The sequence below is a fragment of the Geofilum rubicundum JCM 15548 genome, from assembly GCF_000974365.1.
Lineage (GTDB): Bacteria > Bacteroidota > Bacteroidia > Bacteroidales > Marinilabiliaceae > Geofilum > Geofilum rubicundum.
In genome coordinates this window covers 1-25387 of the sequence record NZ_BAZW01000027.1, presented here as the reverse complement: position 1 = coordinate 25387, position 25387 = coordinate 1, and the positions used below count along the sequence as shown (strand labels likewise).

19 protein-coding genes and 1 pseudogene are annotated in these 25387 nt (G+C 46.4%); 5 read left to right on the top strand and 15 right to left on the bottom strand.

Going from position 1 to position 25387, the window contains the following annotated elements; all coding sequences use genetic code 11:
• Positions 1–3: 3 nt before the first annotated feature.
• Positions 4–1137: an ATP-binding protein gene (locus tag JCM15548_RS12370; RefSeq protein ID WP_062125783.1), complete on the top strand. Its 1134-nt coding sequence runs from the start codon at positions 4–6 to the stop codon at positions 1135–1137.
• 243 nt (positions 1138–1380) lie between these two features.
• Here JCM15548_RS12370 and JCM15548_RS25560 read toward each other — a convergent pair whose 3' ends face one another.
• The 3 genes from JCM15548_RS25560 to JCM15548_RS12360 form a co-directional block, all read right to left on the bottom strand.
• A complete protein-coding gene (locus JCM15548_RS25560) occupies positions 1381–1503 on the bottom strand; it encodes a hypothetical protein (RefSeq protein ID WP_262487041.1) in 123 nt (40 codons plus the stop codon).
• Entirely contained in the window at positions 1503–1712 is a 210-nt protein-coding gene (locus tag JCM15548_RS12365; RefSeq protein WP_227625768.1) for an addiction module protein, read from the bottom strand. Before JCM15548_RS12365 ends, JCM15548_RS25560 begins: the two co-directional genes overlap by 1 nt.
• A gap of 253 nt (positions 1713–1965) precedes the next feature.
• A complete protein-coding gene (locus tag JCM15548_RS12360; protein ID WP_062125777.1) occupies positions 1966–3315 on the bottom strand; it encodes a CoA-disulfide reductase in 1350 nt (449 codons plus the stop codon).
• Positions 3316–3583: 268 nt separating this feature from the next.
• Between JCM15548_RS12360 and JCM15548_RS12355 the strand changes: the two genes are divergently transcribed.
• Positions 3584–5788, top strand: coding sequence for a PAS domain-containing sensor histidine kinase (locus JCM15548_RS12355; protein WP_062125774.1), 2205 nt, complete (start codon positions 3584–3586; stop codon positions 5786–5788).
• Between the two features lie 46 nt (positions 5789–5834).
• Positions 5835–6206 carry a response regulator gene (locus tag JCM15548_RS12350; RefSeq protein WP_062125772.1) on the top strand — a complete coding sequence of 124 codons (372 nt, stop codon included), beginning with the start codon at positions 5835–5837 and terminating at the stop codon, positions 6204–6206.
• Positions 6207–6208: 2 nt separating this feature from the next.
• Here JCM15548_RS12350 and JCM15548_RS12345 read toward each other — a convergent pair whose 3' ends face one another.
• From JCM15548_RS12345 to JCM15548_RS12320, 9 genes and pseudogenes are all read right to left on the bottom strand, one after another.
• Positions 6209–6547 carry a YeeE/YedE thiosulfate transporter family protein gene (locus JCM15548_RS12345; RefSeq protein WP_062125770.1) on the bottom strand — a complete coding sequence of 113 codons (339 nt, stop codon included), beginning with the start codon at positions 6545–6547 and terminating at the stop codon, positions 6209–6211.
• Between the two features lie 12 nt (positions 6548–6559).
• The gene (locus JCM15548_RS24025) at positions 6560–6805 is read right to left on the bottom strand and encodes a hypothetical protein (RefSeq protein WP_227625767.1); all 246 of its coding nucleotides are present in this window, start codon (positions 6803–6805) and stop codon (positions 6560–6562) included.
• Positions 6793–7065, bottom strand: coding sequence for a hypothetical protein (locus tag JCM15548_RS24020; RefSeq protein WP_227625766.1), 273 nt, complete (start codon positions 7063–7065; stop codon positions 6793–6795). Before JCM15548_RS24020 ends, JCM15548_RS24025 begins: the two co-directional genes overlap by 13 nt.
• A gap of 32 nt (positions 7066–7097) precedes the next feature.
• Entirely contained in the window at positions 7098–7289 is a 192-nt protein-coding gene (locus JCM15548_RS24015; RefSeq protein WP_227625765.1) for a hypothetical protein, read from the bottom strand.
• Between the two features lie 321 nt (positions 7290–7610).
• A complete protein-coding gene (locus tag JCM15548_RS12335; protein WP_062125768.1) occupies positions 7611–8177 on the bottom strand; it encodes a DUF502 domain-containing protein in 567 nt (188 codons plus the stop codon).
• Between the two features lie 66 nt (positions 8178–8243).
• On the bottom strand, positions 8244–10091 hold the full coding sequence (locus tag JCM15548_RS25555; RefSeq protein ID WP_262487040.1) for an efflux RND transporter permease subunit: 1848 nt from the start codon (positions 10089–10091) through the stop codon (positions 8244–8246).
• Positions 10088–11283: pseudogene (locus JCM15548_RS25550) on the bottom strand (efflux RND transporter permease subunit). Before JCM15548_RS25550 ends, JCM15548_RS25555 begins: the two are co-directional and overlap by 4 nt.
• A gap of 93 nt (positions 11284–11376) precedes the next feature.
• On the bottom strand, positions 11377–12546 hold the full coding sequence (locus JCM15548_RS12325) for an efflux RND transporter periplasmic adaptor subunit (RefSeq protein WP_062125766.1): 1170 nt from the start codon (positions 12544–12546) through the stop codon (positions 11377–11379).
• 18 nt (positions 12547–12564) lie between these two features.
• A complete protein-coding gene (locus tag JCM15548_RS12320) occupies positions 12565–13935 on the bottom strand; it encodes an efflux transporter outer membrane subunit (RefSeq protein WP_062125765.1) in 1371 nt (456 codons plus the stop codon).
• 265 nt (positions 13936–14200) lie between these two features.
• Here JCM15548_RS12320 and JCM15548_RS12310 point away from each other — a divergent pair, with 265 nt between their 5' ends.
• Positions 14201–15391 (top strand): ATP-binding protein, encoded by a 1191-nt coding sequence (locus JCM15548_RS12310; RefSeq protein WP_062125760.1) that lies wholly within the window; start codon positions 14201–14203, stop codon positions 15389–15391.
• Here JCM15548_RS12310 and JCM15548_RS12305 read toward each other — a convergent pair.
• The 3 genes from JCM15548_RS12305 to recD are packed head-to-tail and all read right to left on the bottom strand — an operon-like array spanning position 15371 to position 23490.
• Positions 15371–18544: a UvrD-helicase domain-containing protein gene (locus JCM15548_RS12305; protein WP_062125758.1), complete on the bottom strand. Its 3174-nt coding sequence runs from the start codon at positions 18542–18544 to the stop codon at positions 15371–15373. The two genes, JCM15548_RS12310 and JCM15548_RS12305, sit on opposite strands and share 21 nt — an antisense overlap.
• Positions 18545–18550: 6 nt before the next feature.
• Positions 18551–21679, bottom strand: coding sequence for an exodeoxyribonuclease V subunit gamma (locus JCM15548_RS12300; protein WP_062125756.1), 3129 nt, complete (start codon positions 21677–21679; stop codon positions 18551–18553).
• 5 nt (positions 21680–21684) lie between these two features.
• A complete protein-coding gene (gene recD / locus JCM15548_RS12295) occupies positions 21685–23490 on the bottom strand; it encodes an exodeoxyribonuclease V subunit alpha (protein ID WP_062125754.1) in 1806 nt (601 codons plus the stop codon).
• Between the two features lie 781 nt (positions 23491–24271).
• Between recD and JCM15548_RS12290 the strand changes: the two genes are divergently transcribed.
• Positions 24272–25387, top strand: a 1116-nt coding sequence (locus JCM15548_RS12290) for a hypothetical protein (protein WP_157482726.1), incomplete at its 3' end; no start/stop codon positions are given.

The following is a 25387-nucleotide window of genomic DNA, read 5'->3' as shown; positions in this document are numbered from 1 at the left end:
ATTATGGAATATTTAGTCAGGGACATTTCGAAAAACATTATAAAGAAATTACAACCAAACAAGGTTGTAATAGTTTTTGGTGCACGCAGGGTTGGGAAAACCGTACTCGTTAAAGAAATACTTGAACGAATTGAAGAGCCTGTACTCACATTAAACGGTGAGGATATTAATGTGCATGACAAGCTTGCTATCAGGAGCGTCGAAAATTACAGGCAGATTTTAGGTTCTTATAAGCTTCTCTATATTGATGAAGCACAGAAGATACCTGAAATTGGCTTGAAACTAAAACTGATGGTTGATGAGATTGAAGGATTAAAAATTATCATTTCAGGATCATCCTCATTTGATATTTACAAGGATGCCGGAGAACCCTTAACAGGCCGGAAATATTCATTCAATTTATTTGCCCTGTCTGAAAATGAGTATAGTCAAATCGAAAATAGCATCTCTAAAGTTGATAAGATAAGGGAGAGAATGATCTTTGGTAATTATCCGGAATTGCTCCATATACCTGATAAAGAGGATAAAATCGATTATTTGAATGAGATGGTAAGTTCATACTTACTAAAAGACATTCTGGTATATGAGCACATCAGGAATTCCCAAAAAATATTCAACCTGTTACGCTTGATAGCCTTCCAAATTGGTGGCGAAGTTTCCCTTCAGGAATTAGGTAATCAATTAGGAATAAGTAAGAATACAGTAGAAAAATACCTGGATTTATTAAGCAAGGTTTTTATACTTCATAAGGTTGAAGGATATAGCAGGAATTTAAGAAAAGAAATAACTAAAAATGCCAGATGGTATTTTCTGGACAATGGCATAAGAAATGCCGTTATCGCCAATTTTAATCCCATTGAATCCCGTAATGACATTGGTGCTCTTTGGGAAAACTACATGATCAGTGAACGACTGAAATATCAGGAATACAAAAGACTGTCATCCAACAACTATTTTTGGAGGACATATGAGCAACAAGAAATCGATTGGGTTGAAGAACGGGGTGGCTCACTATTTGGTTATGAATTTAAATGGAATGAATCCAAAGTCAAAATCCCTTCCCAGTGGCAAAACAATTATCCCAATGCCTCTTTTGAAGTGATCAACAGGCATAATTTTGAGCGTTGGTTGAAATGATTTTTTTTGCTGTGGGACGTGGAGGTTTGTGGGGAGACTGTAAACTGAACTCTGTCTAGGAGTCTTTCATTTTTCATTATCTGTTCCAATATAAATCATCAAGATTTTGCATGGGTTATTTCCTTTTCTTCCAGACTTTTGGACTTCTGCTTGTATGAACGATGGCCAAAACATATATGGTATCTTCTTCAACTGTGAAAAATATTCCGTAAGGAAAACGAACAGTATAAGCCTTTTTCAGGCCTATAAAGCAGCTTCTAAAGCAAGTAAAAATTCATTCCCTAAACCTTCTCTTTTTTCATTGTACCAATTTGCTGCATCTTTTGCATCTTCTTCAGCAAATGGCTTGATGATAAGTTTATACATTAGAACTGATTTTTAATTCTTGCCTTTACATCAGTCCAACTGGAGCCTTCACTTGGATTGTTTTTATGTGCTTCAATTCGATCATCTAAAAGCTCTTTTACTTCATCGGTTAATTCAAGCTTTTCATCGTTTTCTGCAATACTGTCCCAAATGGCTTCTACCATTAATATACGCTCTGAAACACTTAGTTTTAATATGTCTTGCATCATTCTTGTCATTTTACAAAGTTAACTATTTTCTATCTCAAAGGATATTATTTCTACGGATGATATTTCGCCACCTGTTTTTTCACTTTCTTGCTCAGTTGCTTGAACTGCCAATGCAAAAGGCTGTAATCATCGGCTTGGCGTAAAGGTATACTCGCTCAGTGAACTTGGCTCCAGGACAACATCCTCTTTGAATTCTATTTCATCAAATTTCTTTCGTGACTAAACATTTATTTATCGAATGTCACAAGATCAATTAAACCAATTGCCGGGCAGCCATTTGTACCGGGTCCCAAACAGTAGAAAAGGGCGGAGCATAGGCCAGGTCAAGATCAACCACCTGTTGGGCGGTTAGTCCGGCAGTGATGGCGGTGGCAATGGTATCAATGCGCTTGGCAGAGCCTTTGAATCCCACTATTTGTCCACCAATTAAGCGCTTACTTTGTTTATCAACTACCAGTTTCACGGTGATTTTCTCAGCCCCGGGATAGTAGCCGGACGGTGAAACAGAGGTGATGGTCTCCGCCTGGTAGTCCATTTTCAATGCTTTGGCTTCTTTTTCGGATAAACCCGTGCGCGAAATCTCCATCTCTTTGAATTTGGTGATGGCGGTTCCCAAAACGCCCGGAAACTCCGTGTTACCGCCGCTGATATTGATGCCTGCCGCCAGACCGTGCTTGTTGGCCACAGTGCCCAGGGCAATGTGTACCTGTTTTTGGGTAACCAGGTGAAAGGATTCGGCACAGTCGCCTGCTGCCCAGACATGGGGTGCAGAGGTTTCAAGGCGCTTGTTGACGCCAATGGCATCATTGGCACCCAATTTTATGCCTGCCTTGGCGGCCAGTTCCGAATTGGGCTTCACCCCCATGCCCAAAATGACGATATCGGCGGGAAGGCTTTGCTTATCCGTGGTGACCGATTTTACGCTGCCATCGGCCTTTGTTTCAATCTTTACCAATTTCTCTTCCAGAAAGACCGCCACTTGCTGCTCCTTCATATAGTCTAAAATCAGGTCAGCCATATCCGGATCGAGGGTGGTCATCATTTGCGGGGCCATGTCGATCAGCGAAACCTCTATGGAGCGTTCGATAAAGGCTTCGGCCATCTCTATCCCGATGTAGCCTCCGCCAACCACCACCGCTTTGGCCGGTTTTGCCTTCTCAATAAAGTCAAATACATCGATCCCACTTTGCAGCAATGAAAGCGTAAAGACACCATCGGCATTGATCCCCTCCATTTTGGGGGCTATTGGTGAAGCGCCTGTGGCTATCAGTAAATCATCCCAGGTCTCCCAAAATTCATTTCCTTCGTCCAGATTCCTGACCCTTACGCGCTTATTTTGCACGTCAATTTCCATCACCTCGTGACGTATACGTACGTCCATGTTTTGTTTCTGCCTGAAAACCTCAGGTTTTCGGGCAATCAGCTCATCTTCAGATTCTACCAGTCCACCGATATAATAGGGCATTCCACAGGCAGAGTAAGACGTGTGATTTCCCTGCTCAAACACAACAATTTCACGTTCAGGCTGCGCCCGTCTGACTTTAGATGCTGCTGACATCCCGGCAGCATCACCGCCTATTACAACCAGTTTTTGATTATTCATGGGTGAATATTTTTTCTAATTAGCATGAAATGTTCTACAACAATCTAATAAATATATCTCTTTTTATCCACTAAAGCCATCTTAAAGCCCCCCTGATGGTCGATAAGATTTTTAATTAATAAGCCATTGTCAACAATACAAAAAAAAGATCTGGAGGCTGTCAATAAAAAAATGAAAGAGCCTCTTTACAAAAAAAGTTGCAAGTGAATTATTTCTGGTGTATATTCTTTCTTAAACTGTCAAGTTCAAACCAACATTTCCTGTATTAATGAATAAAACACCCGAAACATATAGCCTTGAAGACATCAAAAACCAGGTACTAAACACTTCAATAATAGTAGCATCGGTTATTGGAAGTCTGGCATTTATCTCTGCTCTGCTTTCACGCGTGACCACTACGGGTTTCAATTTATCCATTGCGTTTGAAGCTTTGGCGCTTCTTGTCCTTTTGTTGGTCACCATCCGCAGAAAGCATTTCCACATTAGCATAAAGGCCTACCTGCTTGTTTCCTTAATTTTTTTTCTATCTCTGTCTGATGCCTTCTTTTATGGCCTCTTATCTTCTACAAGAATTTATCTGGTTCTGGTACCCCTGTTTTCCATCATCTACCTCACCTTAAAAAGGAGTTTACTGATTTACACTATTGGCATCCTCGGGTTTATAGTTATCGGACTTCTGCACAGCAACCAAACAATATCATTACCAGAAAGTTACGATCCTAATATTTACCTGCTTAAATTCTATCCATGGATAATTAATGCGATCCATATTACAACCGTTGGATTGATCGTTCTGTTTATAACCCACAAATTCTTCTTCTCATTTTCTGGGTTTATTCGGGAACTTAAGCACCAAAACCAAATTATTTCTCAAAACGAAAGAAGTTACAGGGAAATTTTCAATTCAACCAACGAAGCCATATTCATTCACCATATTTCTGATGGACAAATTTTAGATGTAAACGATGCCATGCTTAAGATGTATGGTTTTTCAAATAAAGAGGAAGCCCTCCATGCATTGGTAAAAGACCTCAGCGCCAAAAACGATCCGGAAACACAAGAAAAGACCGACATGCTTATTGGTAAAGCGATCAAGGAGGCCCAGGTTTTCCAATGGCAGTCGAGGCGCATAAATGGCGAATTATTCCATACAGAGATATCGCTTAAAAAGACAGAAATTGGCGGAGAAGGACGGGTGCTTGCAGTGGTCAGGGACATTTCGGATCGGGTGTTGATGGAACAAAGAATTAAGGACAGCGAAGAGCGCTACCGGACACTCGTGGAAACCTCCCAGGATGGCATTTCGCTCATGGATCTCAGCGGTCAGATGATCTTCTTAAACAGCAAAAAGGCCAAAATGTTAGGCGCAAAGGCGTCTGGCGATCTGGTTGGTCAAAATGCTTTTGGTCATCTCACGCCAGAAAGCGTTGACAAAGTCAACGCTATCATGCCGGAAATTCTACAAGCGGGCTCCTTCGACGCTCTTGAAGCTGAGGTGCGTAGGTTGGACGGAACAACTTTCACGGCAGAATTCAATGTGACCATAATCCATGATGCTTCAGGTGCCCCCAGATATCTCATGGATACCATGCGCGATATTACAGAACGCAAGAAGGCTGAAGAGCAACTTGAAAAATACCGCAACCATCTTGAAGCCCTTGTGGTGGAGCGCACCGAGGAATTGCAGGCCATCAATGAAGAGCTTTCGGCGGCCAACGAGGAGCTGCACGCCCAGCGGGAAGAGTTGGAGGCTACCCTGAACACCTTACAAAGCACTCAAAGTCGGTTAATTACCATCGAAAAAATGGCCTCTCTGGGTGTGCTGGCTGCCGGAATTGCCCATGAAATAAATAACCCGCTAAATTTTATTAATGGCGGAATTGCCGCCTTGAACAACTATACAAAAGAAAATCTGAAAGAGCATAGTCAGGAGGTCAGCCCCCTTTTGGAAATGATGAATACAGGTGTGGAAAGAGCAGCAAAAATTGTAAGGAGTCTCGACCATTACACACAAAAAGGAAATACCAAAACCCAAAACTGCAACATACATAACATTATAGAGAACTGCTTGCTCATACTATCGAGTCAGCTCGATAACAGAATTAAGGTAGAGCGGGATTATTACGAAGGTGAATTCCGAATAAAATGCAACGAAGCAGAAATGCATCAGGTCATCATCAACATTTTAACGAATGCCATTCAGTCGATCAGGCACGAAGGCCGGATCACCATTCGTACAAAGATCAATGATTCTTCCTTCAACCTGAATATTGAGGATACCGGTTGTGGCATTGATGAAAAAATTATTTCCAGAGTTACCGATCCTTTCTTCACAACCAAAGATCCGGATGATGGAACAGGCCTGGGCCTTTCCATCACACAGAATATCATAAACGGCTATGGGGGAAAATTGGATATCCGGTCAGAGTCAGGTAAGGGTACGCAAATCGTAATAACTCTGCCGCTTTCTTAAACATCTTATTTATATTTGCAGGAATTATCTAAAAAGCAGTTTTCAAATGGCGAACAATATTTCAGTTCTTTACGTGGACGATGAACCTATCAATCTAAAGGTTTTTGAATTGGGATTGAGGAATCGCTTTACAATCCATACGGCCCTTTCAGGATTTGAAGGGTTGGAAATTCTTCGTAAGGAATCGGGCATTACGGTAGTTGTAAGCGACATGCGAATGCCGGTGATGGATGGCCTCGAATTTATTGAGGCAGCCAAAAAAGAGTTTCCAAATCTGGTCTTTTTCATCTATACAGGCTATGGCATTTGCGACAGAATAGCTCAGGCACTGGATGATAATCTCCTTCATAAATACTTCAGAAAACCAACAAGTTTCAATGACATCGAAGCTACTATTGTTGAATCTGTTGGTGTTTAAAACTAGATGGTTCCCGGACAGTAACTCAGCACGGCAAAACCAAAACCGAATATAAAGGCGCCCAATACGTTCTTGCCTACAGAGCCCTTCTTGAGCGACAGCTGGATCCAGCCCATCGGCTTCATGAAATAAATGCCAATCATGCCGTTCACGACAGCTGAAAGCATGATTTTCAGAACGGTAAAATCGGTCAGCAAGAGCTGCCCCACAATCACATCGTATTTGGTGGCACCGCCTTTGTGCAGTAAAAAACCAAACAGAATGCCAAAACCCAGTCCAAAAAGCAAGGGTCTTTTATCCGGCACTTCCTCCATCTGGATATCTTCTACTTTATTATTCATTTCGAAAGTGGATTAAAAGTGAATAATTATTCCCAAAGTGGCAAAATGCACCATGGTGAAATTGTAAACAGAGGCGACATCTGCGCCTCCTTCCAGCAGGCGGTAGGCCGCCTTTATTTTCAGATAATCATTGAGTGGTATTTTGCCTCCCAGATAAAGGTCAAAAGCTCTTCCCGGACCACCGGCCAGACCGTCCCCTTCAAAATAGGCCGACCAGCTATTGAAAGCGTATTCAGCATGCAAATTCAACAAGGGCACAAAGCCACATCCACCTTTTTATCACTGTTATCGGCTGTTTTTAATCGGATTTCCGCATCCCGTATTTTGGCTGTAAAGCCAACACCCAGCAGCCATTTATCAGAGGTATATACATCTCGCCGATAGGTCACCCTATAACTGTTGAATTGATAACGGGCGTCCACATTTTGCCCCTGAAGAAAGGTGGTGTTTTCAAATCGGATGTCAAAAGGTGCAGCGCCCTCATAATTGACACTCAGTGGGGCATACAATACAAACAAATGATTTTTTTCTTTGAAACGATAACCGAGCTTTAAGCTATAGTTGATAACAGGTCCCTGGATTTAAAATCCTTATACAAATCAAAAGCAGTCCCCACTTCGTTGGGAATCTTAACCTCGTTGTAACTCTGACTGGCCAGTCCGGCCGATACATCCAGACTTATCTGACTGTAAACCGGGCCACTCAAGGCCACGAGTAGGAGTAAAAAAAAGATGTATTTCATACGTATATAATTTGATTTTTAATTGTCGTATGGAACTCGCCGGGATAATCAGGCCCCTTTATGAGAGCTATTCTCTCATGGCTCGTTTCATAGGATTATAGTTTAGTCTTCAATGGCCATATGGAACTCGCTGAGACAATCAGGCCCCTTTGTGAGAAGAATGCTCATGGCTCGTTCATAGGGCTAAATATTTTAAGCAGTGGGGTTAAAATATAAACAATTCCTCCCATAAAGTCCAGCCTAGCAAAGAAACTAAACACATACACCTGGCTTACAAATAATTAAAAATCGCCCCCTCCTGTATCGTCCACAAAAGGTCAATTAAATCCCTGAAATACCACCTGAAACAATGAACTTCATGACCTCGGCCGGATTCATATCAATGGACCGGACCTGGGTCTTGGGGACAATGAACAACTCTCCTGAAAAGTTGTAAGAATGCGGAAAATAGACGGCCACCTTATCTATTTCATCCAATTTACTCAGATCTTCTTCGGTCATAAAACCCAGTTTCTCCAGATTGGAAATGGGATTGACCAGGACAATGACCGGCTTGGTGAACTTTCTGTCCTTACCAACGAAGGCAGAAAAAAGGTCGTTCAAGGCGGAGTATATAAACTTCAGAAAGGGGGCCCTTTCAATGACCTTGTTAAACAACATTTTAATGGGTTGGGCAATGATGCTTTTACCTACAATACCCACAAGAACCAGGAAAAAGAAAATAACCACAAAGCCCAGTCCGGGAATATCAATCCCCAGATACTCATTGATAATGCCGTTGAGCAAATCATCCGCAAATTTGAAAATCACATAGATGATGTAGGCGGTGATTCCAATAGGGGCAATGTACAACAGGCCCTGCAGGAAATAATTAAAAATTTTCTTCATAATAAGACATTAACCGGGATATGGGGACAAGTTTAACACATCTCCGCTTAGAAAGCAATACGCCTGTCAGCTTTGCGCCAAGTCTTTCCCTCTGGCCGTGAACCAGAGGACTTTCAAATCCTCCAAAACCATGTAAAAACAGGGCACAATGACCAAAATAATGGCCGTGGCAAACAAAATTCCAAAACCAAGTGATATCGCCATGGGAATCAGGTGATAGGCCTGCCGGGATGTCTCCAGAATAATGGGTGTTAGTCCGCCAAAGGTCGTGAAAGTCGTCAGCATAATTGGTCTGAAACGACGGACACCTGCTTCATGAATGGCTTCATAGGCCGTTTTGCCGCCCCGTTTGCGGTTGGCATAATCCACCATGATTAAGGAGTCGTTGACCACCACGCCCGATAAGGCGATGATGCCCATCAGACTCACCAGCGACAAGTCGTGCCCCAGCAATATATGTCCGATCACGGCCCCCACAATGCCAAAAGGAATGGCGAACATCACAATCAAGGGCTGCACGTAATTCCCAAAAGCCAGGGCCAAAAGGGCAAAAATAAGCATCATGGCCATGGCAAATCCGCTCCACAACACCTGAGTCGATTCCCGCATATCTGCCTGCGTCCCCTGAAAACTCCAGGTGGTCCCCGGGTAGTTGTTCCTGATTTCCGGCAGGACCTCCTCATTCAGGGATTTCATGACTTGCGAAACAGCACTTTTGGGCTCCACATCCATGCTGACGGTCACAATCCGGCGACCGTCGCGTCGGTTGATACTCGAGAAGGCCTCTCCCTCTTCCAGCCTCACGACATCGAATAAGGGCACCTCCTGACCGTCGGGGGTTCGGATCACAAAATTTTCCAGGTTGTGCAAATCTTCGCGTTCGCTATAAGGGAGTTTCACACGCATTTCCACCTCGTTAACGCCGCGCAACTGGCGCATGGCCAGGGCGCCATAAAAGGCGTCGCGGACCTGCCGTCCGACTTCTGTGGAGGTCAGACCCAAGCGCCGGCCTTCGGGAAGCAGCTTAAAGTCAAACTGCGTTTTGCCGGCATCGTAATTGTCGTTCACATCTCTGGTGACCTCAAACGATTCGGCCTGTTCAAGAAAATCCATGCTGGCTTTTTCAAGCACTTTGATGTCGGCATGACTGATGTCCACGCTGATATCTTTGGCCCAGCCACCGGGACCACGTTCGGCCTGAAAAGTAATTTGATCGACCCCTTCAATATCTCCTATTTCATCGCGCCAGAGATTGATCAATTCCCGGGCCCTCATATCCCGCTCATCCGGGGGCTTCATGACAATTTCGACATCTATAAAGCTCTGTCCCCGCACATTGGTTTTTATGCCCTCGGCGACCTCATAAAGGTCATGCTCCTCAAACATCCGCCTGGTGGATTCGGTTATATCACGGGCCACTTTGGCGGCCTGTTGGGGGGTGACCCCGACAGGCAGGCGAACGCCGGCTTCTATCTCATCGGCCGCCACTTCAGGCATCATGATGATCCCCATGTGGTCGCTGTAACCGTATCCACCCACCATAAGAAATATCCCAACAGCAATACTCAGTGTGATGTAGCGGTGGCGCAAGGCCATGTCCAAAAAAGGCTTATAACGATGGTCAATAAAATGGTCGAACCGCCGCCCAAATCCTTGGCGAATGCGTTCCAAAAAACGCTCTGCTTTTTTGGTGTGGGAACGCTCCTTCAAATGACCGAGGTGGGCGGGTAGTATCAGCAAGGCCTCAAACAGCGATATGGCCAAAATAATGATCACCACGGCCGGCAAAGGCCACCAGAACTTTCCGGTTTCACCGGGCATGAACAACAGGGGAATAAAAGCAATGATGTTGGTCAGGATGCTGAACACCACCGGTCGGGCAATGTCCCTGCTCCCTTTAATGGCCGCTTTCATAGGCTCATACCTTGTTGTCGGTATTCGTAAATGTTCTCGCCGACGACAATGGCATCATCCACCACAATACCCAGAGCCACCAGGAAACCAAACATGGATATCATATTGATACTTAATCCGAAAAGCGGCAAAAACACGATTCCCCCAATAAACGAGATGGCCATGCCCATCATCACCCAGAACGCCAGTCGGTACTCCAGAAAAAGCGCCAGTATTAAGAGCACGATGACCACGGCAATCAGTCCGTTTTCAGTCAGGAGAGACAGACGCTCCTCATAATCCTCCGCACTGTTGCTGTCAATTCGGTGACTCACCCCCGGTGGCAAGGAAGATTCAAAATCCTTCAGAACTTCTTCCACCGTAGCGGCAATATCGAGGGGCGACTGGTCGCCCACCCTGTAAATACTCAAATCAACGGTGGGTTGTTCATTAAATTCTCCATGAAAACCCGATTCCTCAAAGCCGTCTGTCACCTTCGCAATATCACCCAGCGTAACGCTTCCGCCACCTGGAGAAGAAATAATTTCAATGTTTTCAAATTCCCTGGCCCACTGTTTGCGCTCCTTCATACGCAATAAAATCTCTCCGCTCCCGGTCTCCAAAGCCCCCGCTGGTACATCTTCACTTGACGATGAAATAATGTCCGCCACTTCCGATAAAGTCAGATTGTACTCCCGCAGTCGATGGCGCGGAATTTCCACATGGGTCACCATATCGGGAATATTCCCGATTTCCACCTGGGTGATGTTTTCGCTGTTAAGCAACAGATCGCGCAAGCGCTCGGCCAACACCCGCAAAGTCCATATATCCACATCGCCATACAGCCCAACTTCCATTACATCGCGCTGTTGCGACTGTAAAACCACCTCAGGCTCCTCAATATCATCGGGAAAAGTACGGATGCGGTTAACCGCCTGCTGAATGTCCTGAAAAGCCTTCATCCGCTCGGTCCCGGGCACCAGCTCAATTTGAACCTGTCCCGAGCCTCACGGGCTGTGGAAGTAATTTCTTTAATTCCCTGTACACCCCGGACCGCCTCTTCAACGGGCATCAAAATACCAAACTCCACCTCTGCCGGCGCAGCACCCGGGTAAACCACACTTACATCAACAATGTCCAGTTGAAACTCGGGAAAGACCTCTTTCTGAATATGGTACATGGTCCACAATCCGCCCCCCAAAAGAATAATCATGAGCAGGTTAGCTGCCACGGAGTTCCGGGCCATATAGGCCATTATTCCCCGGTCCTTTTCCTTTTTATTTTGTGATGAATTCTTTTCCATGTCTTAGTCGCTTCCGTTTTCAGCAACCCGAAGCGGTGAACCCTCCACCACCGTTGCCAGATTGGTTGTCACAACACTGTCGCCATCGGCCAGACCTTCGCTGATATAGGCATGCTCGGCATCTGAAAGCAGGATATCGACCGCCTTTATGTTCAGTACACCATCCTTCATGACCCAAACGGTAGATCCTTTTCGCACATAATCGCGGTTAAGCTTAACCACATCGCTCACTTCACGCCCCACCATGCCCGTTTCCACAAAAGCGCCCATCATCAGCGGCAATCTGGCACCCGGCTCCTCCTTTTCGTGCAAGGGATCGGTGACAGATACCAAAACCCGAACCAGGCGGGTCTGATCATTTATGGCCCCAATCATCTGGTAGAGCCGACCGGTTCTGTACTCCTCCGCTTCCCAGGCGGAGCGGTTATGCACACGCACATCGGCACCTTCCTGGTCGCCATCCGGAAAAGAGAGCCATTTAATGTGCGATTGCGGCACCGTGGTCTCCACCCAATACTCCTTGGTCCCCACCAACCGGGCCAGTTCCTGACCAGGTGCCACCTGCGTGCCGGCATCTACCTGACGGCTTAATATGTGTACATCAAAGGGTGCTTTGACCGTGGTTCGCTCCAAATCGAGCGTGGCCTGCGCTACCGATGCACGCGCAGCCTCTAACTCCGCCTGTGCCGTATTCAGTTGGGGTTGACGCAGCACCAGCGCTTCACTATCCGCATCTAACGTTTGATCGGATTGCTGGTAATCCTGTCGCGCTACTTCCTGTCGTCCTTCTTCAATGCTCAGGTTGGCTTCGGCCCGGCGGAGTTCACTCTTCCTTAACTGAAGCGCATTGATGTAATCGGAAGGGTCAATTTTTAAGAGCACAGTGCCTTCAGGCACGGTTTCTCCGGGATTAAATCTGGAAGCGCGTTCAATGACCTCACCGCTAACTCTGGGACTTAAGATAATTTCCCGGGCCGGTTTCACCGTCCCGGTGGTTACAAACAAGGGCTGGTAAGTGCCGCGGGAAACGGTAGTAACCTCTACCAGCATGGCCGTTTCCTTGGCGGCCGACTCGCGCTGTGCGGTTGGTTCCGTCAAAAAGATCAGAACCACAACCAGTGCGGCACCCAGCAACACTACCAAAGATATAATAAGCGATTTTCGTTTCTTCATAGCTCAGTTGCATTAGCGTTATTCACCTGTTTCAAAACCTCCGGCCAGGGCGCGATAAAGCGCCACACGGTATTCGAGAAGTATTAACTTTTCTGTCAGTAAATCGCGCTGAAGTTGCTGCTCCTCATCCAATGCGGTTAAAACCTCCAGATAACTCCCCATTCCGTTGAAATAGGCCACCCGCAATTGTTCATTGGCCCGATGGGCCAGGGACAATTGTCTCGCTACACTCTCAACGGCTTCCTGTTGCTTTCTTTCGCGAATCAAGGCATCTTCCACCTCCCGGAAGGCCGTCAAAACGCTCTGTCCGTAAATATAAACCTGCTGTTGTTTGATGGCCTCACTGCGCTTGACCTCAGCCCTTAACTGTCCCCCATAAAACAAAGGTGCCAGCAAATTCCCGGCAAACGACCGCACCCAGCTATCGAACAAAGCATCGGCATTGTTGGAAGCAGATGACAGTGATGCCGATAAAGTTAGTCGCGGATATTGGTTACTGATGGCAGAAGCCAAATCCCGGTCGGACGCTCTAAGCCTTTCAAAAGCACTCTGGACATCGGGCCGCCTTTGAACCAAATCAACCGGCAGTCCCGTCTCCGGCAAAGGCGGTGGTTCAGGTAAAGTCCCGGTCGCCAAAGCCAAATCCTCACGGGGCGCTCTGCCCAACAAAACAGCCAGCTGGTTCTCCAGCACCTGCACCCGCGCTTCCGCCTGAATATGACGTTCGCGCGTCGCTTCCAGTAGTTGCTCCTGACGAAGCATATCGACATGACGCAGCTGACCGCTGCCAAAACGGGATTTGATGAGTTCCAAAACCTTTGTGTTCGTTTCAACCTGACTTGTAGTAATTTCAACCTGCTCCCGGGCTTCTGCCAGTCCCAACCAGGTCCTCACAATCTCGGCCGACACCGTTAAGGCGGCGGTCTGGTAATCCAGGAAAGATGCCCGGGTACGGAAACGTTCCGCATCAACCGAAGAGCGCATCCTGCCCCACAAGTCTATTTCATAATGGGCCAACAGGCCCGCCTGAAATTGCTCACTATTGCCTAAAGAAGACTCAGGACTGAATATTTCGGCATTGGCAGAACCCTCCAAAAAAGGAAACAACAAAGAAGCAGCCCGCTTTTTTATAGCCTCCGCTTCCCGGAAACGATACCAGGCCGTTTGCAAGTCGAAATTAGCGCCAAGCCCCTCCTCCATAAGCTCATTCAGCACCGGTTCCTCAAAAGCAGTCCACCACCGGTCCGGCATTTCCGCCTCACCGCCGTCAGAAAACGACACCTGTTCTTCGGCAGGGGAAACAACTTCAGAAATTTTCGGGGAACAACCCAAAGCGCCCAAAACAAGAAGAATGCCCCAATAAAGAAAAGCCTTTTCGGTAAATCTCATCCAATTCTTATTTCTTGTTCAAAAAAAAGATACAATAATTTAAACAGGCAAAATTTAAGAAAGTTTAATGGCCGGGTATGGCATTTCTATGTTTATGAAGCTAATTCTGGTGTTTCATCCCACCATTTTAGTCGCTACAGAGTCCTTTCAGACGACCAGGCAGACGGCCAATTTTCAATTTTGCTTTTTTAAAAGAGCAGTTTTGATAAAAAATGCTCTTTTAAATGAGCATTTTTCACTATATTTGCTTAAATAATTAACCAATATGGAAAAGATTTTTCAAAAATCCTATCGGAAACTGTACCAGGTGCCGATGGAGTTCAGGAGATATCTGGCAGATATAATAGATTGGAATAGCCGTTTAATTGGCATCAAGGGAGCCAGAGGAGCAGGAAAGACAACCCTGTTGCTACAATATGCGAAAGAAAACTTGCCACAGGATAATCAAACCCTTTATGTGAGTCTGGATGACCTCTATTTCACAGAAAACGCTCTGGTTGACTTTGCCGAACAATTTGTTATGCAGGGAGGAAAATATCTTCTTCTGGACGAAGTGCATCGCTACCAAAACTGGTCCCAGGAATTGAAAAACATTTATGATGACCAGCCTGATCTAAAAATCATTTTTACCGGTTCATCGCTGATTCATTTGAATCAGGCAAAAGGAGATTTAAGCCGACGAGCGGTTATGTATGAACTGCCCGGATTATCATTCCGGGAATACTTGAATTTCACACAGGAGACTGCATTTAAACCCATCCTTTTTGAGGAATTATTGGAAAATCACACCAACGTGGCTTTAGAAATTGTCGAAAAAATACGCCCTATCGCCCATTTTTCTGAATTTCTGGAGCATGGCTACTATCCCTATTTTAAGGAGGCCCCAAAACTATATTACCAAAAATTATCCGAGACCATTTCATTGGCTTTAAGCATTGATTTACCTTCATCGGCCGACATTAGTTTTGGAAGTGTTGAGAAGATTAGGTTGCTCCTGCACATTATTTCGGAATCGGTCCCATTTAAGCCAAATATTTCCAAATTAAGTGAGCGCATTGGCATTAATCGTAACAGTCTGGTGCAATTCATTCGCTATCTTGAAGACATACACGTGATTAAATGCCTGTATGCAGATACAAAAGGTATCGGTGTGTTACAAAAACCAGAAAAAATATATATGCATCATCCAAATTTGCAATATGCATTAGCAACTGAAAAACCCAACATCGGAAATGTAAGGGAAAGTTTTTTCATCAACCAGCTGGGTGTGCTTGGGCCTATGAAATATACGCCGGAAGGTGATTTTGCCTTTAAGAATTTCGTATTTGAGGTAGGAGGATCCGGCAAAACAAACAAACAAATTAAGCACCTCGCCAACTCGTTTGTGGCAGCTGACGGCATTGAAGTCGGCCATTTACACAAGATTCCATTGTGGCTATTTGGGTTTTTGTATTAAATATCCCGTTAAAAACGCTTGGTCAGGCTTACAGACAAAAACCCCATTGTCGGAACCCGCTCTCACCCCTCTTAAAAACAGGTAAATAACTCCGCCAAAATGCTGCTCAAAACGATAGTTGGGAACGCGTAATTTCAGATACCTGTCAACGGCAGCAGTATAAATGAGGTGCTGCAAATGGTAGTTGTTCTCATTCATGGCCTGGTTCAGCTTTTCAGGTGCATAGCACTCAGGGGTATCCCCCAGGTAGTTGGATTTCCAATCCAGGATATAATACTTGCCCTTGTGCTCAAAAAAGAGGTCGATTTTGCCATTCATCATACCCTCCAACTCGCCGTGGCGACCAATGTCAAAAGGGTGGTCCGGACTTGAATATTTTTTGATGGTTTCCACGGGTACCGGGGGTACGGGAAAATCGAACTCCAACTCATTGATGCGGCGGGAGTCATCAATGGAGCTGAGCTGAAAGCGATCGCCATTCAAGTGGATAGGGCTGTTCAAAACCTCCGATATCAAGCGCCGCAACTGGCCACTGTAAGTTTCTTTATAGCGGGGCATGAACAGCGTTAAGGCCTCATCTATAATGGCATCCCAGCGGGTAGCATCGACAAAGCTGATGTGCTCAAATATAAAGTGCAGCATATCACCCGTCTTGGCGCCTTTTATCAGGTCTGAAAAAACAAACTGGTCGTATTCATCAGCGTAATCACCGGTGTGGATTTTTGGGGATGCTTCGTGGAAGACCGATAAAGAAGAATAGCTCATTTTGCGCCAGTTCAGATCCGCCAGTTTAAAGTGGGTGGCCTCTGCATAGGTGGGTTTTCGGTTGGAGCTTGAGGCACAGAAATAGCCGGACATGAGCGCTGGGCAAGGCTCAAACGATATAGGCGCTCCGGAAATACGCTGCAGGGGATCGACAAAAGCGGCCAGTGCCGATTTTTTAGTCGAATAGGGGCCTTTATGCATATTGACCTTAAATATGAAGCATTTGTACACAGCCCGGGTGATGGCCACATACAGCAGTCGCCGGTTTTCCTGCACCAACTGATCCTGCCATAAGACTTTCTCAGCAGGCGACAATGCCTTTTTATTGCCCACCATGTATTGCCCGGTTTGGGGGTCGCGCCAGCTAACCTCCTCATGTTTATTGTAGGTGATCATGTCCAGGTAAGGCGCGATGACCACTTGGTACTGTAAGCCCTTACTTTTGTGAATGGTGACAATGTTGACCGCATCTTCATCACTCTCCACACGAAGTTCAAACTCATCATCGGCCGGTTGAGCGCCTTTGATGGCCGAACGCAGCCAACCGATCAGCTCAATGGATGAGCGTTTTTTGGTGTTCTCAGCTTTGTGCAATAGCTCCGTGAGATGATAAAGATTGGCAATGGTCCGCTCGCCCATCTCTGTGTGGCGACTCAGCAAAAGCCCCTGAACGTTCCAATCGGCCATGAATGCTTTCACCGCCTGAAAGACTCCGAATTGTCGCCACAAATCTCTGTACTTTCGAAACAGTTCCGCGGCCTTTTCAATGTTCAGCTTAAGAATATCGTCTAAAGCCAAGCCGGTAAAGGGGGACAATAACGCTTTGTTAATGGCGCCCTGCGACAGGCTTTCAAAAGCTTCCAGCAAGTAAAGTAAATATTCCGCTTCAGGAGAATCAAAGACTTTGGCTTCACCAATGGTCACAGCAGGAATGCCTGCCTGTGCCAGGGCTTGTTTAATGTTAAGCGCCTCGGTGTTGGTGCGCACCAGAATCCCGATATCGCCCGGCGTCAGGGATCTGCTGGCGTCCTTTTTCTCAATGCTGTAATGGTCCTTGCTCAGTAATAAAGTCACCTGAGCCACTAAAGGGTCAATGACTTCAGGCTTTCTGCTGACTTCAAAGATGGTGATGGGCTGGTCCTCCGACTGCCCTTTCATGAACAAGCCTTTGCCGTTGGGTTTTGGCGACTCTACAGGTGTGTAGTGAATGCCCTCAGCGGCACGACCAAAGGCGAAGGTATCGAACCCGGCTGTCGGCAGAAAAAACTGATTCATGGCCTCAATCATTCTTTCTGAGGACCTGAAATTATGATTCATGCTGTACAGCCGATCCACCTGGTGGGTGGCTTTCAGGTAGGTGTTAATGTCGGCCTTACGCCAGGAATAAATGGATTGCTTGGGATCCCCGATATAAAAAATCACCGAGGCCGGGTGGTTAAAAGCCGTGCTGAAAATTTCATACTGCAACCGATCGGTATCCTGAAACTCATCGATAAAAACGGCCCTGAACTTTTTCTGTAACTGGTCTATCAACTGTTCGCTTTTGTTCTTGACCAGCGCGGCATGCAGCTTTTCAATCATGTCATCGTAAGTCAGCAAGTGACGTTCCTGCTTAAAGGCGGCGACCGCCGGGAGCAACTCCCTGACAGCCCCAAAAATCAATCGTCGGGGAAGTTCCCGAATGAGTTGATCCATTTGTTCCGGGCTTCCCGACCGCATCGTATTTTCTACCTCGGCCATCCAACTGGCGTCTGTTGAATAATCACCAGCCGGCTCAAAACCATATAAGAACTTGCCTTCCAGCGCATTTTTTACAGCACCGGATAGGTCGGCCTTGCTCAGCTTGCCTGCTTCCATCAAAAGTTTCAGGGCCTCAGCAGGCAGGGTGGTGACATTCAGTCGCCAGAAATCATCCACCAGGTGCTCCACTATTTCAGATGCATCTGTAGCAATTTCCGGATCATAGCGCAGGTCGGCCTCCAAAGCAAACTCCTCCAGGGTGGTCTGACAAAAACCATGAATGGTTTGCACCGATGTTTCATCCAGCAACAAAACAGCCTCCTTGAGCAACTGGATAACTTGTTGTCGGGACGCGCTTTCAATGGCATGGGCGACAATGGCCGCGATGGATTTTTCTGGTATGGGAAGCCCCCGCGCAGAGCGGTAGGCCATGCGGACAAACAGGCGGATGCGGCTCTCCAGCTCGGCGACCGCCGCCTTGGTAAAGGTGACCATCAGCAGACTGTTGACGGGCAGCTGCTTTTCAAGAATTAAGCGGACCACCAGCAAAGAAATCGAGTAAGTCTTGCCGGTTCCGGCGCTGGCCTCTATGAGGTTGGAGCCTTTAAGGTCGACCGACAAGGCATCAAAATGGGAAAAATTAAGCATAACGGATTATCTCTTTAACTCGGTTAGGGGAAAGAATTGCAAAACCAGATCACACATAAAGCGACTGTTTGCCTTAAAAGCTTCCAGAAAATCCTCCCGCTCGAAGTAACCATGCTCGTATTCGGTAAGGATGTGCGGTTCTTCCACCGGAAAATGAAATTTACTAAATTCATTGGCGATCTTATTGTGAAGCTCTTGAACCGACCACCGGTCCATTTCATCCCACTTCAGATCAAAATCGGCAAAGAAGGGCCAAATAGTCTCGTGCCCTTTTTGAAAAAGCGCTACGAGTCGGGCCAATAATTTTTGGGCCTCTGACTGGCTTACGGGGCTGGCTTTAAAGGCTTGTCCCGTTTTGGCAGACACAAAACTCAGCTGCACGGGATGGCCAGCCGCTGTTACAGCTAAATAACAGACCACAGCTTCCAGATAATATTTAAACTCGCCGGAGGAAAAGCAGACAAAAACCATTTGATCCGCATAGACGTGCTGTACTTGTCCCGTTAAGACCGTTGCGCCCAAATCCACCTCAATGGCCAGGGACGATGCCGGGCCACCTTTGGTAATTCCATCGACCAAAACTTTTAAGGGTTGAACCGCCTCGTCGATGCTATCGACCAGGGCCCGCCCCATGTTTTTCAGGGGCAGTGTACCGGTCATTGTGCCACGTTGGATAAAGTCGGCTTTGGCCGACGCCTCCATTTCAAGCAAGGCATTTTTCAAATGCCACGCTTGCAAGGCATCCAACGAGAACAGTTCCTTTTCTTCCAGTTCCTCCATCCCGCCATCGTCGTAGTTGATTCCGGCCACATTCTTATAATAGGTTTTAAAGGGATTTTTGAGAAAAGCCACCAAACGATTCAGATCTAAGCTGCTATGATTTAACACATTTCGGTTATTCCCCTCACCCAATTCGGCCCGGAAATCCGGCTCTTTGATATAGTTGTAGTAGGGACCGCTGCCATATTTGGAGCTGAAAGCGTGCAGGGGCTGAAGGGTGATGAGTTTGGAACGGACCAGAGCGGGGCTCTCGCTGGCCGACTCCAAATAATCCACCAATTCCTCCACCAATGAGGAGGGCGGTAGTTCTGAATTATCCTTGGTGCTTCTACCCAAATAACTGATGTACAACTTCTCTTTGGCCGCCAAAACCGTTTCCAGAAACAGGTGCTTATCATTGTTCTTGATGCTTCGATCGCCCGGTTGATGGTGGCCCGATCTGAGATCATAACTCAAATGCTTGTCCCTGCGCGGAAATTTGTCAAAGTTGAGTCCCAGCATGGCAATCATTTTAAAAGGAAGGCTGCGCATGGGAATGAAGGAGCAGAAAACCACGCCTCCTCCATGGTGGTGAGTGGACGTATTATCTGCCAACTGCTGGCTGAACTGATCCAAAAACAGCTCATAAGCCATCTCCTCCTTCACCAGGTGGTCGATGGCATTGAGTCGTTTAAGCTGCCCCAAAACAATGGTGTACTCCTCATTGGCTGCCTCATCGGGCAGCCATATCAAATGATGGATCACTTGTTCGGTGTATTCGACCCATCCCGACAAGGTCCTGGCTTGGTCGCGTTCCCGGACAGAGCCCATCAACATCTCTACAAAATGCAGAAAGCCGACCATCTCCAGGGCGGGTCGTCCCTCCAAATCATCCAGGGGAATCAAGGTTTCTTCACCATCTGAATACAGGTCCTCCCCCACCATGCACATGCCATAAACAATGCGTTTGAGGCCATGCCTCCAGCTAACAAAACGACTGTCGTCCTCACTTCGGTTGTCGATGCCAAAGCGGATATTGGCCGCTGCTATTGTTTTTCGAATGAGCGCCAGGTCCCGTATGCCAAAGCGCTTACGAATATAAGCCGAATCAAGCAGACGCAGCACATTTCCCGAAGTAAAACTCTGTTCCGAAATACCCAACAGTCCCAGCAACGCCCCCACCAGTCCGTCGGACTGCTCCAAACTTTCTCCTTCAATGGAATACGGAATTTTATAGGGCGCGTGGTCAAAAACCGCCTTGATATAGGGTGCATACGTATCCACCTGACTCACCAGCACCACGATATCGCGGGTCGATACCGCTTCACCACGCCCTTGCACCATGTGCACCAAATAGTTGTACAAGGACTCCACTTCCCGTGTGGCGGTGTAGCAGGCATTGATGGTGAGGGAGTTGTCCGACAAGTCAGCCTCAGTTATCTGGGTCGGTTCAGCAAGGTTTTGCCGAAGGTCGTGCTGCACTTTTTGCAAAAGTGTAGCCGGTGTTTTGGGCGCCTGCGGCAGAACCGTCAGTCCATCATTCCCCGCATGCTGCAGCACAATCCCGCTCGTCTCTTTCATCAAATCGCCCCAGCTTTCGAGCAGACTGTTTTCAAAAGACAGCGTCTTTCCTCCGCTGGCCAACTGCGACAAAGCAGGCAAAAGCAAATAAAAATGCCCATCCATCACCTGGGAGGCCCCGGCAAAAATGGCCATGTGGTAGGGTGATAAAGCAGATATTCCAAAGAAATGAACAGCAGGCAGTTGTGCCAACAGTTTTTCCCTTTGTTCCGGCTGCCGAAGCTGCCTTTGGATGCTGTCCGCCATTTCCGTTTTATCGGGAATGGACTGGGCCGTGAGCTGCCGGACCCGCCACCACAAAAACTGTTGCCAGTTTTTGTTATCCACCTCAAAAGTGATTTGCCGGTTCCAGTCCTTCACCATATCCGAACGGTACACCTGGTACTGGTCGAACAAGTCGGTCACCCTTCGTGCCAATCCCAGCCGCTTCAAATCGCCATCCAGACCTTTTCCCGCGTAATAAGCGGCAATATCTGAAAAGCGGTCTTTAAAATCCGACTCGTTGAGCAGACTGTAAATGAGCCATGTCAGGTTGCCCGACAAGTAGCTCTTTAAATAACTGCCGCCGGTCAGGTAATAAAACTGAGCCACCATACCGGCCGGTCGCAGAAAGCGGATATTGGCAGCCACGCCCGACTGCTCAGCCAAACGGTACTTTAACCAGTTGTCCATCCCGCTGGTCTGCGTGACAAAGGTGTGGGGCGTAAAAACCGACTGGGCGCCGGCTTCAAGCTGCGCACTCAGGGTCGAGAAGAGTTGTTCGATGGAAGTAGATACAGTAACTTTCAGAGCCATGGCCTTTATTGCTTATTAGTTATTTCATCGATGCGGTGCATTAAACCCGAAGCGCGTTCCACACTGCGGGCTGCCGCCGCCATTAAAACCTCATCCGTGCACTGCAGCAGCACATGGCTTTTGCCACGGGTAATGGCCGTGTACACCAGCTCGCGCGTCATAATCGGGAGCTGCGGCTGATTGGGCAAAAGCACCAGCACCCGGTCAAACTCCGACCCCTGACTTTTATGCACGGTGGTGGCAAAAACCGTTTCCACCGCGCCAATGTGTCCGGGAATAAAAGCGCGCAGCGCCCCCGAAGCATCTTCGAACCACACTTTGGGACTACCCTCCGCATCCTTGCGCACAATGCCAATATCCCCATTGAACAAGCGCAACCCCGGGTTATTCTGCAAGACCATGACCGGCCTGTTTTCATAAAACTCATTCTGAGGCTGTAGCCATTTTTTCTCCTGCAAGTAACCCTCGATGCGACGGTTGACCGCATAAACGCCCTGATCCCCCTCCCGAATGGCACAAAGCACCCGCAAATCATTCAACTTTTTGAGTGCCAGGGCCGTGTCAGGCTCCTGAATATAGGCGCGATAACCCTCTGCAAATGCATGAAATTTTTCCGCGTCGTAGCCCTTATCAATCGTAATGGCATCATCGATATTCTCAAGCAGAAAGGCTTGCAAGACAGGCTGGTCGTTGTTAATGATGGCTTTACTGAGCAAACCAATCCCTTTTTCGTCAGAAAAACGGTGACTTTTTTGGAGCTCCACCACATGTTCAGCCAATGGGTTCGGACAAGCTTCCACCACCAAATGATGAGGAATAGACGGTTCAGCCTCCACCAAAAACTGCTGAATAAACCGCGCCTTTTCCGACGTCACCACATTCATGGTGCTTTGCGTGTGACACAAATCACCCAGCACACTGCCGGCCTCCACAGAAGCCAACTGGTTCTTATCGCCCAACAATATCAGTTGAGTATTACTGCCCACCGCATCCAATAGTTTGGCAAATAGGGTCACATCCACCATCGAAGCCTCATCCACAATCACCAGGTCATACCGCAGCGGATTACCCGCATGGTGCCTGAATTTCGACGACGTACCATGCGCCTTCAGCAGGCGATGAAGCGTCACCGGTTCCAAGCGGCCAAATTGCTCCTTAACCGCCTCCGTTAATTCAATGTGGGTATTTTTCAACGATTCCGCCATGCGAAAAGCCGCCTTACCCGTAGGAGCCGCCAGCGCCACTTTTGCTGCCGGATTCACAGCAAATAAAATCGTCAGTATTTTAGCAACCGTGGTCGTTTTGCCCGTCCCGGGTCCGCCCGTTATAATCGTGAACTGATTAACAAGCGCCAACAGCGCCGCCATCATCTGCCAGTCGAAGTCCGGCCGACTCCCGGCATTTTCATCCGCACCAAACAGTCGCCGAATCAGTTCCCGCTGCATTTCCAGCGCTTGCTTCATGGCCGGAAAGCGCTCCCTTTCACTGTCCAAAAAGTCCTTTATCCGTTCAAGAATCACCGTTTCATAGTGAAAGTACCGCTGCAAATACAGTCGCTCCCTGTGCCAGACCATCGGTCGCTTAGGTCCGCATGCCGTTGAAACCAGCTGACTATCCCCCAGTAGCTGTGCCACATCCCCAACAACCTGGTCCAAAGGCTCCGGCAGCTCACTGCTATCCAGCAAGGCCATGGGGTCAATACAGACATGCCCCTCACTCAACTTCTTCGACAACAAATAAATGAGTGGCCTCAATTCCACCTCAGGAAAAAATCCGGCAAATTGAGCATGTACATCGTTAATGGTTTGCATGAAAATTGCTTTATTGACTAGTTAGGGAATGTTGCGTTTTTAAAAATGCCTATAAAATTGATGATATCAAAGCGCATCCTATAAAACCAAGAGCCGCTTTCTGTAGAGCGGTGCTTTCCTGGAGGCAAAAATCAATAGCTTTATTAATACCAGGCTTTTGGCTGTTTTCATTTTGTGGCGTTTTAAAGGTTTGCATTCGATTTGTAAAGCAAAGGTAAGTGGCAGTATGCCAAAAGGTGTCGTACGTGAAAAGAATTAATCATTTTTTTCTGAATCGAGAAAGTCACGTGGCACCAATTACAGACCTGCAATACTTTCATTCGTGACAGGAGAAATCTCCTCAGGTAGAGGTAAAACACCCAGATCAAAAGTCCGTGAAAAGTGCATCTCCATATTTTTAAGATATTAAACTAGCATTGTCCTTTACTTCCTGCATTTGGTTTAATGTTAAAAGAGCTTGAATGTGAGATTTTGAAATGGCGGAAATTTTGAACATTTTTAACCAACGAAAACTTTTCCTAAAAAATAGGAGAAACCATTACCCTTTAATAATGAAAACATTGCAGAACAAAAGACATTTACATTCTTTGCAAATTAGATCTTAAAGCCTAAAAAGTTTTTCGCTCCCAAAACTTTTTCGCAGAAAAAAAGGTGAAGCACTGCTAAATCACTACTCATGAAAACTATAATTTATCGCCTTTACCACCTCACCTATGACGACTTATAAGTAATTGACCCTGAATTTTGCTTAAAAAAAAATGATCATGAAAATTAAAAAATAATGTTCCAAACTCCACAGTCTATAATTGAATGGCACGACAAATTGCTCGAACACCTTTTAAGCATAAGAGCAAAAGAGCCGGATTTTACTTTTTATTTACGTAAAAAGAATAATAAGGAAAGACTCAAAGGCGGCCATTGGTTCCATGGTAATCATAATTACATTTTCATTGGATTTTACAAGCCCAATGGGGGTGTTAATATGACCAAAAGCATTGGCTTTGTTGTTGGTATCGATGAACAAGGGAATGCTTCAGCCCATCTCGAAATAGTTTTTAAAGGTGAAAAAGATTCTGGTCTGTTGGATTTGTATAATCAATGCATTGAAAAAATCCAGGGGTTCAAGCAAGTGGATGAAACCAAGTACACCAGGCCTTATTCCAACGAGAAGAACATCTTTTCAAATCTTGATGATTTTATTCAAAATCAAAAGCCGGTTATAGACCAACTTATAATGGACATGGGACTGGAGGAAAAAATGATGATTCCGGATGAAGAGTTTGCCAAATCTTTAAACAGAATACAGTCTATTCGCAATAACAACAATACTATGGATGCCAACCCCCAGCTACCGGGAATGATTATTGCCAACATCACATGGAACAGTAACGACTGGAAAGCTCCAAGCAATGACCCAAGCAATCATTCCTGGGTAAAAGACGGAAATATTCCCCATGAAAGCTGGAATTTTGACATTGACAACCCACGCAACAAAGGGAATAAAATCTTGGGGTATTCTCAATGGAATGCTGCCCCGTCGCTGAAAGATAGTGACAATATCGTGGTTTTTTATTCAAAAGGTAAGATTGTCGGGTTTTACGGCGAGGCATCATTTTTAAAAGTGCCGGAACCCATCAATGATGCTGAAAGCTTTAACATTGTGGCCCGCAAAAACCTTTCTTTTGTTTTGGACAATAAAATAGATGACATAAAGGAAAAGGGCTACCTGGAGGACAAAAAACGTGTGGGACAGGCAGGTTTCAATTACCTCAAAAACCCCAATACTGTTTTAACTATTCTTGAAGAAGCCAAAGAGTTAAACCCTCAAAAATCTCAACAAATTAGGGCCCTTAAAAGCTGGATTGAAGAAAGAACTCAGTCTCTCTCACCAAATAAT

Coding starts and splice junctions, on each gene's coding strand:
- JCM15548_RS12370 (WP_062125783.1), top strand. CDS start 4: ATGGAATATTTAGTCAGGGACATTTCGAAAAACATTATAAAGAAATTA.
- JCM15548_RS12310 (WP_062125760.1), top strand. CDS start 14,201: ATGGAAAAGATTTTTCAAAAATCCTATCGGAAACTGTACCAGGTGCCG.
- recD (WP_062125754.1), bottom strand. CDS start 23,490: ATGCAAACCATTAACGATGTACATGCTCAATTTGCCGGATTTTTTCCT.
- JCM15548_RS12325 (WP_062125766.1), bottom strand. CDS start 12,546: ATGAAGAAACGAAAATCGCTTATTATATCTTTGGTAGTGTTGCTGGGT.
- JCM15548_RS25555 (WP_262487040.1), bottom strand. CDS start 10,091: ATGAAAGCGGCCATTAAAGGGAGCAGGGACATTGCCCGACCGGTGGTG.
- JCM15548_RS12355 (WP_062125774.1), top strand. CDS start 3,584: ATGAATAAAACACCCGAAACATATAGCCTTGAAGACATCAAAAACCAG.
- JCM15548_RS12345 (WP_062125770.1), bottom strand. CDS start 6,547: ATGAATAATAAAGTAGAAGATATCCAGATGGAGGAAGTGCCGGATAAA.
- JCM15548_RS12365 (WP_227625768.1), bottom strand. CDS start 1,712: ATGATGCAAGACATATTAAAACTAAGTGTTTCAGAGCGTATATTAATG.
- JCM15548_RS12305 (WP_062125758.1), bottom strand. CDS start 18,544: ATGCTTAATTTTTCCCATTTTGATGCCTTGTCGGTCGACCTTAAAGGC.
- JCM15548_RS25560 (WP_262487041.1), bottom strand. CDS start 1,503: ATGTATAAACTTATCATCAAGCCATTTGCTGAAGAAGATGCAAAAGAT.
- JCM15548_RS12320 (WP_062125765.1), bottom strand. CDS start 13,935: ATGAGATTTACCGAAAAGGCTTTTCTTTATTGGGGCATTCTTCTTGTT.
- JCM15548_RS12300 (WP_062125756.1), bottom strand. CDS start 21,679: ATGGCTCTGAAAGTTACTGTATCTACTTCCATCGAACAACTCTTCTCG.
- JCM15548_RS24015 (WP_227625765.1), bottom strand. CDS start 7,289: ATGAAATACATCTTTTTTTTACTCCTACTCGTGGCCTTGAGTGGCCCG.
- JCM15548_RS12350 (WP_062125772.1), top strand. CDS start 5,835: ATGGCGAACAATATTTCAGTTCTTTACGTGGACGATGAACCTATCAAT.
- JCM15548_RS12335 (WP_062125768.1), bottom strand. CDS start 8,177: ATGAAGAAAATTTTTAATTATTTCCTGCAGGGCCTGTTGTACATTGCC.
- JCM15548_RS12360 (WP_062125777.1), bottom strand. CDS start 3,315: ATGAATAATCAAAAACTGGTTGTAATAGGCGGTGATGCTGCCGGGATG.